Raw genomic sequence first — 14624 nt, forward strand, 5'->3', positions numbered from 1 at the left:
CGCGGCGCTTTTACCGATATTCTTTTAGCGCTTGGGTCCGGCAACCTGCGCCAACACGTCCTCAATCGCGCGGATTGCGGCGGGTTCGCCGGGCGCGCTGGCCAGTGCATCTTCGGCTGCGTTTAGCAGGTCTTCTGCGTGAAAGCTGGCGGCGAGGCCTTTAAGGCGCATGGCCGCAACGTGCCAATTGCCATCACAGCGAGAGCGTTTGAGCAGGTCCAGCTGCTTATGGGCACTTTCAATCAGAGCTGCGCGCAGCTCTTGCCGCAAAGCGGGATCATCTCCGGCTGCGGCCGCTAGTGTTGCATCAAGAGCACCATTTTCATACGCCATATGCCTCGCTTTATCGTGTGAGAGTTAATGCGGGGTTTATCCTTTGTGGTTGTGTGGTATTTAACCATACATGTCTGGCGAACCACATATCCGGGCCGTAGGGTCCGAAGCCGCGCAGGATGCGCCCAACCAACCCATCGAAGGCGTGGAGCTGGAGACCAGCCTCGAGGCCGAGGATGAGGCTGAGCTGTCCGATGACTACAGCGATGATTATCTCCTGGAGGAAAAGGATTACGTCCCGCCCCGCCCGCGCTTTGGCTGGGTGGTGCCGACCCTGGCGATCGCGGCAATCGCGACCTGGAGCGGATTTTATATCTGGGCCTTGCGCGGCGAACTTCTCAGCGTTTCGAGCACGCCGCAGCAATGGACCAAATGGATCATCGATTGGTCTGTGCCGGTTCTGCTGATCGGCATTGCATGGCTGGTCGCCATGCGCAATTCGAGCCGCGAGGCGCGCCGGTTTGCCGACACGGCGGCGATGCTTTCGGCGGAATCTGCGGAGCTTGAGACTCGCCTTGGCGTGGTCAACCGCGAGCTGAGTCTTGCGCGCGAATTTTTGGGCAGCCAGTCGCGTGAGCTGGATTCGCTGGGCCGAGTTGCCAGTGAACGTATTTCTACGCATGCCGATGAGCTGCAAACGCTGATCAAAAAGAATGGTAAGCAAGTCGACCGGATTGGCGAGGCAAGCGACACGGCGCTGGCGAATATGAGCCGTCTGCGGGATGATTTGCCGGTTATCGCGACCTCAGCGCGCGATGTGTCCAACCAAGTTGGGAATGCCGGACGCACCGCGAGTGACCAGCCGGAGAAGCTGATCGCTGGATTTGAGCGTCTTAACGACTTTGGCAAGGCCAGCGAGCAGCAGGTCAAAGCCCTCAGCGGCAAGGTTGATGAGACTTTGGCTGGGTTCGAGGCGCAAATGGCGCAAATCGAAGAGCAGACCGCCGCGCGCTTTGCGGCCCTCAACGAAAAGACGGACGCCTATCGCACGGAGCTCGACAATCGCGAGGTTGGCGCGCTTGCGGCGATGCGTCAGCGCGCGGATCACCTGCGCGAGGGCCTCTCTGAGCTCGACGGCGATTTTGCGGAGCAGGAGGAGAAGTCGCTGACGACGTTGAAGGCACGTATTGCGCTGCTGCGCGGTGAAGGTGAGGCTCTGGCCGCTAGCCTGCGTGAAGCTGAGGCGGAATCGCTGGATGCACTGCGCAAATCGAAAGATCAGCTGCGCGATGAAATCACTGAGGTGATCCAAAACCTTGAGGAATTGGATGCTAAAGCTGCGCGCGGAGCAAGTGAACGGATCGCTGGGCTGAATGCCGAAGCGAGCCGGTTTGAGCAAACCCTCGCTGAGCGTGACCTGTCTTTTGCCGAGAATATGGCCAAGCGTCAGGATGACTTTGACACACGCGAAGCCCAAGCAACCGAGGTGCTGGCGCAGCGTCTGGCCGAACTTGACGAGGCTCTGTCAGAGCGGCGCGAGGCGCAGATTGCCGAGACCGAGAAGTTGGTAAGTCACGGTCAGGATATGGCCGAGAAGCTGGACCAACTCAGCAGTCTGTTTGCCGACATCACCGAGCAAGGCGACAACGCGCGAGCTAGTGTCGATGCTGGTCTTGCCACTTTGGGTGAGCAATTGGCGGGCAACCGCACGGAATTGGCCGAGACCGAACAACAAATCGCATCGCTGACCGAAGGCGGTGTGCGCTTGCTTGAGATCATCCAATCGGGTGCAAAACAGGCGCGCGAAGACTTTGCGCAAGCGGTTGATGCCACATCTGAGCAGCTCGTCCGACGTTGAAAACCGCACCTTCATGCTGAGCAAGAGCATGGGCGAGACGACCCAGCATGGCGATGCCCTCGCCTGCCATCTGGAGACGGCACAGGCTCACATCAGCGAGACAGATAACTCCATAGAGGCGCTCCACATCAAGCTGGGCGAACAGACCGAGGAGACAATTGCGAAACTCCAAGGGCTTCGCGGCGGATTGGCCAAGCTCTCGGACGAGACCCATACGCTGTCCAGCGAGACGCAGGAACAGCTGCGTGAAGCGATCATTTCTCTCGAAGTGGCGACGCATTCTGCCTTTGCCACCATTGAAGACGGCGCGCGCGACCGGATCGGCGCAATGGCCGAAAACATGGGCGCGGAAGCGGTGACGACATTGGAGAATGCGCTGCGCAGCGAGAGCATGGAGGCGATTGCCCGCTTGGAAGAAACCGCGTCGCAGGCCTCTGGCGCTGGCCGCGAGGCTGCTATGCAATTGCGCGATCAGCTGTCCAAGGTGAACGAGCTGACCGGCAATCTTGAGCAACGCGTTACGCGCGCTCGCGAACTGGCAGAAGAGCAGGCGAACAATGACTTCTCACGCCGTATGGCTCTCATCACTGACAGCCTCAATTCCAATGCGATCGACATCACAACCGCGCTATCAACCGATGTGACGGACACCGCTTGGGAGGCTTACCTTAAAGGCGACCGCGGGATATTCACCCGTCGGGCTGTGCGGATCATCGACAATGGCGAGGCGCGCGAGATCGCAGAGCTGTATCAGTCAGACGATGTGTTCCGGGGCAATGTCAGCCGCTACATCCACGACTTTGAGGCGATGCTGCGCTCACTGCTATCCACCCGCGATGGCAACGCGCTGGGTGTGACTGTGCTGGGCTCTGATATGGGCAAGCTCTATGTCTTGCTGGCACAAGCGATTGAGCGGCTTCGCAACTGATCCATAGGGGATCGGTCTGCGGCCTATCGCTGAGTTTGCTCAGGTGGCTCTGGGAAGATGTTCATATCGTCCGGGCCGATCCAGCCATATTCGTAGTTGAGCACGAATAGCACGGTCATAACGGTCGAGATGATGGTCGCCCGGAACAGCAGTTTGCCCGGCCGGAAATTCGCAGGTGCGCTTTCCGCCTGGCCGGGGACACGCGCCTCACCCACCTCATCATGCGTGCGGATGCCGAAGGGCAGCATCATGAACGCGGTCATCACCCAAAACAGCAGGTAAATCGCGGCAATAGAGGTCCACTGCATCAGCGGGCGCCTTTGCCGTCCAATCCGGGCAGGATCACACGCACTTGTGGTCGCTTACCAGACCAGCGCTGAGCCGCGCGGCGGGTCGCGAGCCGGGCGGCTTCGGAAATCTCGGCGACATCGCGGTCTTTCAGCTTGCGCACCGCCTTTAGTACGTCGGCTTTCGCCTCGGCGATAAAGTCCGGCATATCCTCATCGAGCGGCAGTCCGAGTGCCTCGATCTCAGATTCGCCATTCGGGGCGAGCACAACAAACACCACGCCTTCACGCGCGAGCCGGCGGCGCATCACAATCGCATCGCCATCAGCGGGCGCGATGATATCGCCGTCGAGCACGAGGCGGCCGTTACGGACCTCGGCGAGCTTGCCCGGTTCACCCGGGGCCAAGCGGACGATGTCGCCATTGGCCTGCACGATATTGTGCGGAATTCCATTGTCTTTGCCGACCCGCGCTTGCTCCATCATGTGGCGCATTTCGCCGTGGACGGGCACCAGCACTTCTGGGCGAATCCGGCTGTAGAGCGCTTCGAGTTCCGGCCTGCCAGGGTGGCCAGAGACGTGGATCTCGCTCTGACGGTCGGTGACCATCGTGATCCCGCGCCGCGCCAGCTGGTTTTGCACCTTGCCAATCGCAATCTCATTGCCGGGTATCTGGCGGCTCGAAAACAGCACGACATCGCCGCTGGTGAGCGAGATCGGGTGGTTCTCATCGGCCACGCGTGACAGAGCAGCGCGAGGCTCCCCCTGCCCGCCGGTTGCGAGGATTAGGATTTCGCCGCGAGGCAGGCCCATTGCGGTGTTCCAATCAACCGTTTCAGGGAAATCCTGAAGATAGCCATTGTCTTGCGAGACTTCGATAATGCGGTCGAGCGAGCGCCCCGCGACGCACAATTGCCGACCAGTTTCGCGGGCGACATCGCCCAGTGTCTGAAGCCGCGCCACGTTAGACGCGAAGGTTGTCACCATCACCCGCTTGCCGGTGTGCTTCGCCACCTCTTCCATCAGGCCGCGATACACGCCGCCTTCTGAACCGCTGGGGTTGGGATTGAAGACATTGGTCGAATCGCAGACCAGAGCGAGCACCCCCTCGTCGCCCATTGCTCTCAGCTCTTCCTCCGTGGTCGGTTCGCCAATGATCGGCTCTTCGTCGAGTTTCCAATCGCCGGTGTGAAAAATCCGCCCATGCGGGGTGTCGATCAGCAGGGCGTTGCCCTCCGCAATCGAGTGCGCCAGCGGAACATAGGTGATGTCGAACGGGCCGAGCGAGATCTGGCCGTGGTCTTCCTCGATAATATTGAGCTCGACCTGACCGGTCAGCCCGGCTTCCTCCAGCTTGCGCGCGACCAAATCGGCGGTGAACGGCGTTGCGTAAAGCGGCACGCCCAATTCGCCTGCAAAATAGGGAACCGCGCCAATGTGGTCTTCGTGAGCATGGGTCAACACAATGCCGAGCAGGTCTTTGGTGCGTTCCTCGATAAACTCAAGGTCAGCAAAGACGAGGTCGAGCCCGGGATATTCATTGCCGGAAAAGGTCATGCCCAGATCAACCATCAGCCACTTGCCTTTGCAGCCGTAGAGGTTGACGTTCATGCCGATTTCGCCGGATCCGCCCAGGGCCAGAAACAGCAGTTCGTCTTCAGGAGTGAAGTTCTTTTTCACGTAAGGTTTATTAGCTCTCAGCTTGCTCGGCGAGGATCGCCAAGCCTTGAATTGTCAGGTCCGCATCAACGTGGTCGAAGATGTCAGTCGCATCGTCAAACAGGATCGCAAGGCCGCCGGTTGCGACCACTTTTGCAGGGCGGCCAATCTCTGCGCGCATACGCTCAACAATGCCCTCCATCATCGCGACATAGCCCCAGAACACACCGATCAGCATCTGGTCTTCTGTGTTGCGGCCAATAACGCTGCGGCTGTCGGGCGCGCGGATCGCAATGCGGGGGAGCTTTGCCGTTTTACCGACTAATGCATCAAGCGACAGATTGATCCCTGGGGCTATGGAGCCACCCTTGTAAGTGCCGTTGAAATCGATCGCTTCGAATTTGGTCGCGGTGCCAAAGTCGATGACGATCAAATCGCCGCCATATTTCGCATGCGCGGCAACGATGTTGAGCGCGCGGTCTGCGCCAAGCGAGCTGGGCTGATCGACATCAATCTCAAAGCGCCAAGCGGCCTTATCCTTGCCCGCGAACAGCGGATCAATCTTGAAGTATTTCTGCGCCAGAACCGTGAGGTTATGGTCAGCGCGCGGTACGACGCTGGCAAAGATTATCTGAGTGATCTTTTCGCGCGCAACGCCTTCAATTTCCAACAATTGGAGCAGCCACACCGCATATTCATCGCCCGTGCGGCGCGGGTCGGTTGCGATGCGCCAGCGCGCGCGCACTTCCTGCCCGTCGAACAAAGCAAAGACGACATTGGTGTTTCCGACATCGGCGGCGAGCAACATGGGCGGTTATCCTTGAGCAATCATGGAGACGTCGCCTGCGTGAATAGTGCGCATCGCCCCATTCTCCAAGCGTAGCAGCAAAGCGCCTTCATTATCGAGACCAGCGAACTGGCCAGTGACCGGGCTATCATCGCCGGGTTTGAGTGATAGCCTTGAACCGATTGGATGCGCGCGCTCGGTCCAATCGTCCAGCGTTGCCGAAAGCCCGGCGCTGCGCCAGCGGGCCAATCGCGCGGCAAAGTTCTCTGCGAGAATGGAGAGCACCAATTCCGCGCTGCCGCCGTGCTTGCCATTTTCATGGACGATGGAGGTGGTCTTGCGATCCGGCATTTTCGGGGCGTGGCAGACATTGATGCCGATACCTACGACGATGGTATCGCCGCTGCGTTCGAGCAGAACGCCGGAGATCTTTGCTTCATCCACCAGCACATCATTGGGCCATTTGAGGATGATAGGCGTATTGGCAAGCAGGCTGCGCTTGAGCGTGTCAAACACGGCCAGTGCGGTGACAAAGCTGAGCGTGTGCGGCGCGGGATCAGCGGCGCCAATGTGTACCACGGTGCTGCAAAACAGATTGCCGTTGGGGCTTTCCCATTTGCGGCCCAACCGCCCTCGCCCACCCGTTTGACGCTCCGCTCTTAGCCAGTGCCCCTCAGGCAGTGCCTCGCCGCGCTGCACACGCGCGAGCAGATCGGCATTGGTCGATCCGGTCTCGGCAATGGTTTCAATATTGGTCAAGGCGTGGCTGCTGAACTTCCTTGGCCGCGCTACCCGACCAGAAACAGAGCTTCAGCAGCCTTGTTTGCCAGATCGGTGATCGACGGGGTCAGCAGATAGCCGAGCGGCGAGATGATCAAGGTGGTGATGATCAGGAGCACCCAGTGCGACAGGTCGCTCTTGCCCTTCACCAGGCCGACTTCATCGTCGAAGAACATGACCTTCACGAACTTGATGTAGTAGAACGCGCCGATCACGCTGGCGGCAATCGCGATTGCGCCAAAGGCGACAAGGCCCGCCTCAACGGTGGCCTGGAAGATAACGAATTTGCCGTAGAAACCGAGCAGCGGCGGGATACCGGCCAGGCTGAACATCAGCGCCGCGAGGCACCATGCGATGACAGGCTGAGTGGTGGCGAGGCCTTTGATATCGTCGAAAGTTTCGAACAAAGTCCCGTCTTCACCGCGCAGCATCAGCAAGGCAACAAAGCTGCCCAATGACATGGCGACATAGATGAACAGATAGACCATCATCGCGCTCGCCCCGGCGGTGTTCGCCACCGCAAGGCCCAGAAGGATAAAGCCGACATTGTTGATCGAGGAATAGGCGAGCAGTCGCTTCAGATTGTTCTGACCGATAGCACCCAGCGCCCCGACAATGATTGACGCCAAAGCGACAAACATGACGATCTGACGCCACGCATCAGATTGCTCGCCAAACACTTCCAAAGTGACGCGCGCGGTGAGCGCAACAGCGGCAACTTTTGGCGCGGTGGCGAAGAATGCGGTGACGGGCGTAGGTGCGCCCTCGTAAACATCCGGGGTCCACATGTGAAACGGAACAGCGGCGATCTTAAACGCGAGGCCTGCAAGCACGAACACGAGGCCGAACAGTGCGCCAGTGGCGAGCTCTCCCGACAGTCCGGCGCGAACCGCGCCGAACTCTGTGCTGCCAGAGAAGCCATAGAGCAGGCTCATGCCGTAAAGCAGAATGCCCGATGCCAGCGCGCCGAGCACGAAGTACTTCAGGCCGGCTTCAGACGAGCGGCCATCATTGCGCAGCACCGATGCGAGCACGTAAGCAGCTAGACTGTTAAGCTCGAGACCGAGGTATAGGGTCATGAAATCGCTGGCCGAGACCATGATGCTCATGCCGAGCACGGCGAACAGCACGAGGATCGGATATTCCGCGCGCATTCCGCTTTCATTGCCATTGCTGGCGGTCGCGAAATAAGCTGGCGCAATCACCAGACAGCCGATGGCGGCAAGATAGATCATCGCCTTGGCGAACAGGGCAAAGGCATCTGCCCGCATCAAAGTGCCAAAGGCGTAGGTGTCTAAGCCCATAACCCCGCTGTGGAGGCCGGGCACCAGCATAAAGCCTGCGCCAAACAGGGTAGCCGCTGCGAGGATAGCGATTGGCCGCGCCATTTTGTCGCCGCCAAAGGCAGCGACCAACAGCAGGATCAGGCCAGAGACCGTCAGCAGCAATTCAGGCGCGATCAGCGCGAAGGAAGTTGCGTAGTCCATCAGTGGGCGCCCTCACCCTCTCCATGTTCTGGTTCTGGCACCGCATTGGCGGCGGACTCGCGCGGCGGACCGGCTTGAAGCTGGCTGTCACCCTCTGGTGCAGCCGAGGCGAGCCGTGCGTCCAACGTCGCGATATCTGCGCGCATGGGCGCAAGGAAGCTCTCTGGATACACGCCCATCCACAGCACGACGGCGGCGATTGGAGCCAGCATGGCCCATTCGCGCTTGTCGAGGTCGAGCATGACTGCCGCATCCGCGTTCTTCTGATCGCCAAAGGCGACGCGGCGGTAGAGATACAGCATGTAGCCTGCGCCCAGGATGATTCCTGTGGTGCAGATCAGCGCGACCCAGGTCGACACTTGATAAATGCCGGCAAGCGAGAGGAACTCACCCACAAAGCCGCTGGTGCCGGGCAGGCCAATGCTGGCCATGGTGAACAGCAAGAAGAACAGCGCGTAATACGGCATGTTGATCGAAAGCCCGCCGTAGCGGTCAATCTCACGGGTGTGCAGCCGGTCATAGATCACGCCAACGCACAGGAACAATGCGCCAGAGACCAGCCCGTGGCTGAGCATGACGATCATTGCGCCTTCGAGGCCCTGAATGTTGAAGGCGAACAGGCCGACCGTCACAATCGCCATGTGCGCCACCGATGAGTAGGCGATCAGCTTCTTCATATCGTGCTGCACCAGCGCGACGAGCGACGTGTAGACCACTGCGACCATCGACAAGGCGAACACCAGCCATGCAAGCTGAGCACTGGCATCGGGGAACATCGGCAGGCTGAAACGGATAAAGCCGTAGCCGCCAAGTTTCAGCAAGACGCCGGCAAGGATCACAGAGCCCGCCGTGGGCGCCTGAACGTGCGCATCGGGCAGCCATGTGTGAACCGGCCACATAGGCATCTTCACCGCAAAGCTGGCGAAGAATGCGAGCCACAGCCACGTCTGCGCGCCAACCGGGAAGTCGTACTGCATCAGCGTCGGGATGTCTGACGTGCCGGCCTCTGCGACCATCCAGAACATCGCAATCAGCATCAGAACCGAGCCGAGCAGCGTGTAGAGGAAGAATTTATAGCTGGCGTAGATGCGGTTATCGCCGCCCCACACGCCGATGATCAGATACATTGGGATCAGGCCGGCTTCGAAGAAGATGTAGAACAGGAATAGATCCTGCGCGGCGAACACGCCAATCATCAGCACTTCCATAAACAGGAAGGCGGCCATGTATTCGCCAACGCGTTTCTGGATCGCGGTCCAACTGGCCATGATGCAGATCGGCATCAGGAACACGCTGAGCATGATCAGCATCAAGGCGATGCCATCGATCCCAAGCGCATATTTGAAGCCCGCAAACAGCTCAGCGCTTTCAGTGAACTGCCATTGCGGACCGCCGATTTCGTAATTGGCCCACAGCAGCGCGCCGAGCACGAAGGTGATTAAAGTGCCGATCAAAGCGAGCCAGCGCGCAGTATTTGCGCCAACGAAGAAGCAACCGATGCCTGCGGCCAAGGGCACAAGCATCATGAGCGAGAGAATTGGGAAGCCGTCCATTATTCCATGCCCCCCTTAGAACAAGGCCCATGTCACAGCGGCCACCAGCCCCAGCAACATGATCAATGCGTAAGTGTAGAGATAGCCCGATTGGACCTTCTTCGCCGCGACAGAGCTTTGCTCCACCACCCAGGCAACGCCGTTTGGCCCAAAGCGGTCAATAGTGCCGATATCGCCCAGTTTCCAGAACTGACGGCCAAACCAGAATGCTGGCTTGACGAAGATCGCGTCATAGAGCTCGTCGAAATACCACTTGTTGTACACGAAACGGTGCAGCCATGGGAACATCGCAACGAACTTCGCGGGAATGTCTGGCTTCGCGATATAGGCGACATAGGCACCGACAAAGCCGATGATCATCACGACCAAAGCTGAGTACTTCACCCAATACGGAACGGCGTGCATCGCGCTCATCAGGTTTGCGTTGTAGAAGATTGAACCAGCCCAGAACGCTGCATCATCTAGGAAGCTTGGCGCAAACGCCTGACCAGCGGCTACCGCGCCAATGGTCAACAGACCAAGCGGGATCAGCATCGTGATCGGGCTTTCATGCGGGTGATATCCGCCGGTTGTGTCCTCGCCAGCCTCAGCAGGCGTCTTGTGAACGCTGTGCTGAATGTGCTCGCTCTCAATCCAGCGCGGCTTGCCCCAGAAGGTAAGGAACATCAGGCGCCAACTATAGAAGCTGGTCAGCAGAGCAGCGACCACGCCGAGCCAGAAGGCAGTGACTGAAATCTCTGTCCCACGCGCAAAGGCGACCTCCAGCACGGCGTCTTTCGACCAGAAGCCGGCAAAGCCCATACCGAGGTGGTAGACGCCTAGACCGGTGATCGCGAGCGTACCCATAAGCATGGCAAAGAAGGTGATCGGGATCTGTTTCCGCAGGCCGCCGTAATAGCGCATGTCTTGTTCGTGATGCATGGCATGGATCACACTGCCCGCACCAAGGAAGAGTAGCGCCTTAAAGAACGCGTGCGTGAACAGGTGGAACATGGCCACATTGTACGCGCCCACGCCCGCAGCGAAGAACATATAGCCGAGCTGAGAGCAGGTCGAATACGCGATCACGCGCTTAATGTCCCACTGCGTTGTGCCGATGGTCGCCGCGAAGAAACAGGTCGCCGCGCCCACCACGGTCACAATCATCAGTGCCGTTGGAGCGGTCTCAAACAATGGCGAGAGGCGGCACAGCATGAACACGCCAGCGGTCACCATGGTTGCGGCGTGGATCAGCGCAGAAACGGGCGTTGGGCCCTCCATCGCGTCTGGCAGCCAGGTGTGCAGCAGCGGCTGCGCTGACTTACCCATCGCGCCCACAAACAGCAGGATCGCAATGATATCCATTGTGTAGAGCCGCATGCCGAGAAAGCCGATGCTCGACCCGCTCATCGCGGGCGCGGCGGCCGAAATCTCTGGGATCGATGTGGTTTGGAACACTAGATAGATGCCGAAGATACCCAGCATAAAGCCAAGGTCGCCGACGCGGTTCACCACGAAGGCTTTGATCGCGGCGGCACCAGCGGTTGGTTTCTTAAACCAGAACCCGATCAGCAGGTAACTCGCCAGGCCCACCCCTTCCCAGCCAAAGAACATTTGGACCAGGTTGTTCGCGGTCACCAGCATCAACATCGCGAAGGTGAATAGCGAGAGATAAGCGAAGAAACGCGGCTGATCCGGGTCTTCCTCCATATAACCCCAGCTGTAGAGGTGCACGAGCGCAGACACGCTGTTGATGACGACCAGCATTACGGCGGTCAGCGCATCGACGCGCAGCGCCCAATCGAACGTCATATCGCCCGAGCGTACCCAATCGAGGACGTGGACAACCTCAGCCTCCGCGGAGCCGCTCAGGAAGCTTAGGAAGATCGGCCAGCTAAGCGCGGCTGAAATGAACAGCGCGCCAGTGGTGATCGACTTTGCCGCGACATTGCCAAGCATACGGTTGCCCAGCCCGGCGATGATAGCTGCCAGCAGCGGCAGGAATACGATGATCAGTATCGAATGCATGGACCGATTATCCCTTCATCCGATTGACGTCATCAACCGCGATGGTCCCGCGGTTGCGGAAGTAAATCACTAGGATCGCAAGGCCAATCGCGGCCTCTGCTGCGGCTACGGTCAACACCAGCATGGCAAAGACCTGGCCAGTGAGATCATTCATGAACGCGCTGAAGGCGACCAGATTGATGTTTACCGCGAGCAGGATCAGCTCGACCGACATCAGGATCACGATCACATTCTTGCGATTGAGGAAAATCCCCAGCACGCCGAGCACGAACAGGATCGCGCCGACGACCAGGAAGTGCTCAATGCCAATTCCGCCTAAGTCGCTCATAGTTCGACCCCCTCGCCCGTATTCGGGTTCTTCATAACTGTCGCCTCTTCAGGGCGGCGGCTGATTTGCTTGCCGATGTCCTGACGTCCACGCGCGCCAGGCTTGGCCTCGCGGTGGGTCAGCACAATCGCGCCGATCATAGCGACCAGTAGGATGATGCCCGCGATCTCAAACAGGACGATGTATTTGCCATACAGCAGCGCACCGATGGCCTCGATATTGCTCGCGCCCATCGCCGCCTGACCGGTGCCATCTGGTGTGCCCAGTGTCAGACCGCCTGCTTGGTAAGCGCCAATGCCCAGAAACAGCTCCGCCAGCAGGATCGCGGCGATTGCCAGACCAAATGGGAAATTGCGGATAAAGCCCGCGCGCATCGCGGCCATATCGATGTCCAGCATCATGACCACGAACAGGAAAAGCACCGCAACCGCGCCAACATAAACGATCACCAGCAGCGCAGCGATAAATTCCGCGCCGACCAGCACCATCAGGCCGGCCGCATTGAAGAAGGCCAGAATGAGCCACAGCACAGAATGCACCGGGTTGCGCGCCATGATGACCATGACGGCGCTCGCCACGACTAGGCTGGCGAAGAGATAAAAGGCGAGAGTTTGAATCATGATCCCCGGTGTCCGTCCCGCGCGCCCCTAGCGATAGGGCGCATCGGCTTCAAGGTTTGCAGCGATGGCTCGCTCCCACTTGTCCCCGTTGGCCAGCAATTTGTCCTTGTCATAGAGCAATTCTTCGCGCGTTTCGGTCGCATATTCGAAGTTTGGCCCCTCGACCACGGCATCCACTGGGCAGGCTTCTTGGCAGAAGCCGCAATAGATGCATTTGGTCATGTCGATGTCATAGCGCGTGGTGCGGCGGCTACCGTCGTCACGCGGTTCGCTCTCAATCGTGATCGCCTGCGCCGGGCACACGGCCTCACACAGCTTGCACGCGATGCAGCGCTCTTCACCATTGGGATAACGGCGCAAAGCATGCTCTCCGCGAAAACGCGGGCTCAGCGGGTTCTTTTCGAACGGATAATTGATCGTCACCTTGGGCTTGAAGAAATACTTCAAGGTCAGCGCATGCGCCTTGAGAAATTCCCACAGGGTGAAGGATTTAATGAGTTGTTTCGCGTTCATGCCGCGATACCCTTTTCTTCAAATTTACAAATACCCGCGCCAGTACGGGTCAGACCGGATCTGACGGCCGGACGCTTTTCGTGCCAGTGTTGAAGCACCACAATGGCCTCATTTTCGACAGATCCATTCCAATCAAAGTCATAGGATCTGAAATGCGTTATTGGGCCAAAGGCCGGCGCACCCTCAACAGGATCAGACATGATGACAGCTTCGAACGTTCTGTTAGGAATGGCACCGTAGCGGAGAGACACGTTAAACTTGCTTGATAACTGCTCATCACGATCAGAGATTTTGACGGCGCGTTTCAGATAGGCCCCACTGTTAGGATGTTTGCTTTCAACATCCGTGATTGTGCCGCTGACTGGGCGCACATCACCATCGAGCGAGGCCACCTGGCAATGGAAAGTCAGCTCGCGCACGTCTCCCTCGGCTGCGGCTGTCCCGCTAGCCATTAGAGCCAATGCGAGGGTGGGAGCGAGGCGCATCATTTTGCGAAATGCCCCGTCGCCATCAGGTATCCGCTGATCAGCGCCACAAACAGCAGGCTCATCGGCAGGAAGACTTTCCAGCCAAGACGCATCAACTGGTCATAGCGGTAACGCGGCACAGTCGCCCAGATCCAGCTGAACATGAAGAAGAACATGAAGGTCTTCACCAGGAACCACACGATCCCCGGCACATAATACAGCGGCGCCCACTCAATCGGCGGCAACCAACCGCCCATGAACAGCAGCGTGCACAGCGAGCACATCAGCAAGATGTTGGCATATTCCCCGAGCCAGAACAGCGCGAAGCTCATTGAGCTGTATTCGGTCTGATAGCCAGCGACGAGCTCCGATTCCGCCTCGGTCAGGTCGAACGGCGCGCGCGCGGTCTCGGCCAAGGCTGAGATGAAGAACACCACAAACATCGGGAACAGCAGCGGATTGATAAAGAAGCCGTTGACCACGCCCAGTCCGTGGCCGCGCTGAGCCTCGACAATGCCGGTCATATTGAACGTCCCCGCGTAGAGGACGACGCAGACCAGCACGAAGCCGATGGAGACCTCGTAAGAGATCATCTGCGCGGCGGCGCGCATGGCGGAGAAGAACGGGTATTTGGAGTTACTCGCCCACCCGCTCATCACGACGCCGTAAACGCCCAGCGAACTGATCGCTAGCACATAGAGCAGGCCGACATTGATATCGGCCAGCACCACGCCCGCGTCGAACGGGATCACCGCCCACGCGGCCAGCGCCACGGTAAAGGTGATGATCGGCGCGAGCAGGAAGATGCCCTTATTCGCCGCGGTGGGAATGATGGTTTCCTGCAGGAAGACCTTCAGACCATCGGCGAAACTTTGCAGCAAGCCAAACGGACCAACCACATTGGGCCCGCGCCGCAGCATGATCGCGCCCAGCACCTTACGGTCGACATAGATCACCATCGCGACCGAAAACATCACGATCAGCGAAATCGCGAGAATACCGACGATGGTGGCCGTGAACCACGCAAAATCGTAGTTCATGCCGAGAGATTGGAAGAATTCGGTCATTAGCCGTGCCA

15 protein-coding genes are annotated in these 14624 nt (G+C 58.8%); 2 read left to right on the top strand and 13 right to left on the bottom strand.

Going from position 1 to position 14624, the window contains the following annotated elements:
• Nucleotides 1–24: 24 nt before the first annotated feature.
• Nucleotides 25–333: an Hpt domain-containing protein gene (locus AC0V6M_RS12385; protein ID WP_486139112.1), complete on the bottom strand. Its 309-nt coding sequence runs from the start codon at nucleotides 331–333 to the stop codon at nucleotides 25–27.
• Nucleotides 334–403: 70 nt separating this feature from the next.
• Between AC0V6M_RS12385 and AC0V6M_RS12390 the strand changes: the two genes are divergently transcribed.
• Nucleotides 404–2131, top strand: a complete 1728-nt coding sequence (locus AC0V6M_RS12390) for a hypothetical protein (RefSeq protein ID WP_486139113.1) — start codon at nucleotides 404–406, stop codon at nucleotides 2129–2131.
• Nucleotides 2100–3059, top strand: a complete 960-nt coding sequence (locus AC0V6M_RS12395) for a hypothetical protein (RefSeq protein ID WP_486139114.1) — start codon at nucleotides 2100–2102, stop codon at nucleotides 3057–3059. Before AC0V6M_RS12390 ends, AC0V6M_RS12395 begins: the two co-directional genes overlap by 32 nt.
• A gap of 23 nt (nucleotides 3060–3082) precedes the next feature.
• Here AC0V6M_RS12395 and AC0V6M_RS12400 read toward each other — a convergent pair whose 3' ends face one another.
• The 12 genes from AC0V6M_RS12400 to nuoH are packed head-to-tail and all read right to left on the bottom strand — an operon-like array spanning nucleotide 3083 to nucleotide 14613.
• Nucleotides 3083–3367, bottom strand: coding sequence for a DUF1467 family protein (locus AC0V6M_RS12400; RefSeq protein ID WP_486139115.1), 285 nt, complete (start codon nucleotides 3365–3367; stop codon nucleotides 3083–3085).
• A complete protein-coding gene (locus tag AC0V6M_RS12405; RefSeq protein ID WP_486139116.1) occupies nucleotides 3367–5025 on the bottom strand; it encodes a ribonuclease J in 1659 nt (552 codons plus the stop codon). The genes AC0V6M_RS12400 and AC0V6M_RS12405 overlap by 1 nt, the downstream gene beginning before the upstream one ends.
• Nucleotides 5026–5035: 10 nt before the next feature.
• Complete coding sequence (locus tag AC0V6M_RS12410) at nucleotides 5036–5812, bottom strand: type III pantothenate kinase (RefSeq protein WP_486139117.1); 777 nt, start codon at nucleotides 5810–5812, stop codon at nucleotides 5036–5038.
• Between the two features lie 6 nt (nucleotides 5813–5818).
• The gene (locus tag AC0V6M_RS12415; RefSeq protein WP_486139118.1) at nucleotides 5819–6550 is read right to left on the bottom strand and encodes a biotin--[acetyl-CoA-carboxylase] ligase; all 732 of its coding nucleotides are present in this window, start codon (nucleotides 6548–6550) and stop codon (nucleotides 5819–5821) included.
• A gap of 29 nt (nucleotides 6551–6579) precedes the next feature.
• On the bottom strand, nucleotides 6580–8058 hold the full coding sequence (gene nuoN, locus AC0V6M_RS12420) for an NADH-quinone oxidoreductase subunit NuoN (protein WP_486139120.1): 1479 nt from the start codon (nucleotides 8056–8058) through the stop codon (nucleotides 6580–6582).
• Nucleotides 8058–9611 carry an NADH-quinone oxidoreductase subunit M gene (locus AC0V6M_RS12425; RefSeq protein ID WP_486139121.1) on the bottom strand — a complete coding sequence of 518 codons (1554 nt, stop codon included), beginning with the start codon at nucleotides 9609–9611 and terminating at the stop codon, nucleotides 8058–8060. Before AC0V6M_RS12425 ends, nuoN begins: the two co-directional genes overlap by 1 nt.
• Before the next feature lie 15 nt (nucleotides 9612–9626).
• Nucleotides 9627–11618: an NADH-quinone oxidoreductase subunit L gene (gene nuoL / locus AC0V6M_RS12430; protein WP_486139122.1), complete on the bottom strand. Its 1992-nt coding sequence runs from the start codon at nucleotides 11616–11618 to the stop codon at nucleotides 9627–9629.
• A gap of 7 nt (nucleotides 11619–11625) precedes the next feature.
• Nucleotides 11626–11946, bottom strand: a complete 321-nt coding sequence (gene nuoK, locus AC0V6M_RS12435) for an NADH-quinone oxidoreductase subunit NuoK (RefSeq protein ID WP_472638715.1) — start codon at nucleotides 11944–11946, stop codon at nucleotides 11626–11628.
• Nucleotides 11943–12566, bottom strand: a complete 624-nt coding sequence (locus AC0V6M_RS12440; RefSeq protein ID WP_472645246.1) for an NADH-quinone oxidoreductase subunit J — start codon at nucleotides 12564–12566, stop codon at nucleotides 11943–11945. Before AC0V6M_RS12440 ends, nuoK begins: the two co-directional genes overlap by 4 nt.
• Nucleotides 12567–12593: 27 nt before the next feature.
• Nucleotides 12594–13079: an NADH-quinone oxidoreductase subunit NuoI gene (gene nuoI / locus AC0V6M_RS12445; RefSeq protein WP_486139123.1), complete on the bottom strand. Its 486-nt coding sequence runs from the start codon at nucleotides 13077–13079 to the stop codon at nucleotides 12594–12596.
• Nucleotides 13076–13567 (bottom strand): hypothetical protein, encoded by a 492-nt coding sequence (locus AC0V6M_RS12450; protein WP_486139124.1) that lies wholly within the window; start codon nucleotides 13565–13567, stop codon nucleotides 13076–13078. The genes nuoI and AC0V6M_RS12450 overlap by 4 nt, the downstream gene beginning before the upstream one ends.
• Nucleotides 13564–14613 (bottom strand): NADH-quinone oxidoreductase subunit NuoH, encoded by a 1050-nt coding sequence (nuoH, locus tag AC0V6M_RS12455; protein WP_486139125.1) that lies wholly within the window; start codon nucleotides 14611–14613, stop codon nucleotides 13564–13566. The genes AC0V6M_RS12450 and nuoH overlap by 4 nt, the downstream gene beginning before the upstream one ends.
• Nucleotides 14614–14624: the final 11 nt, after the last annotated feature.

It is taken from the genome of Erythrobacter sp. JB3-1, from assembly GCF_057364995.1.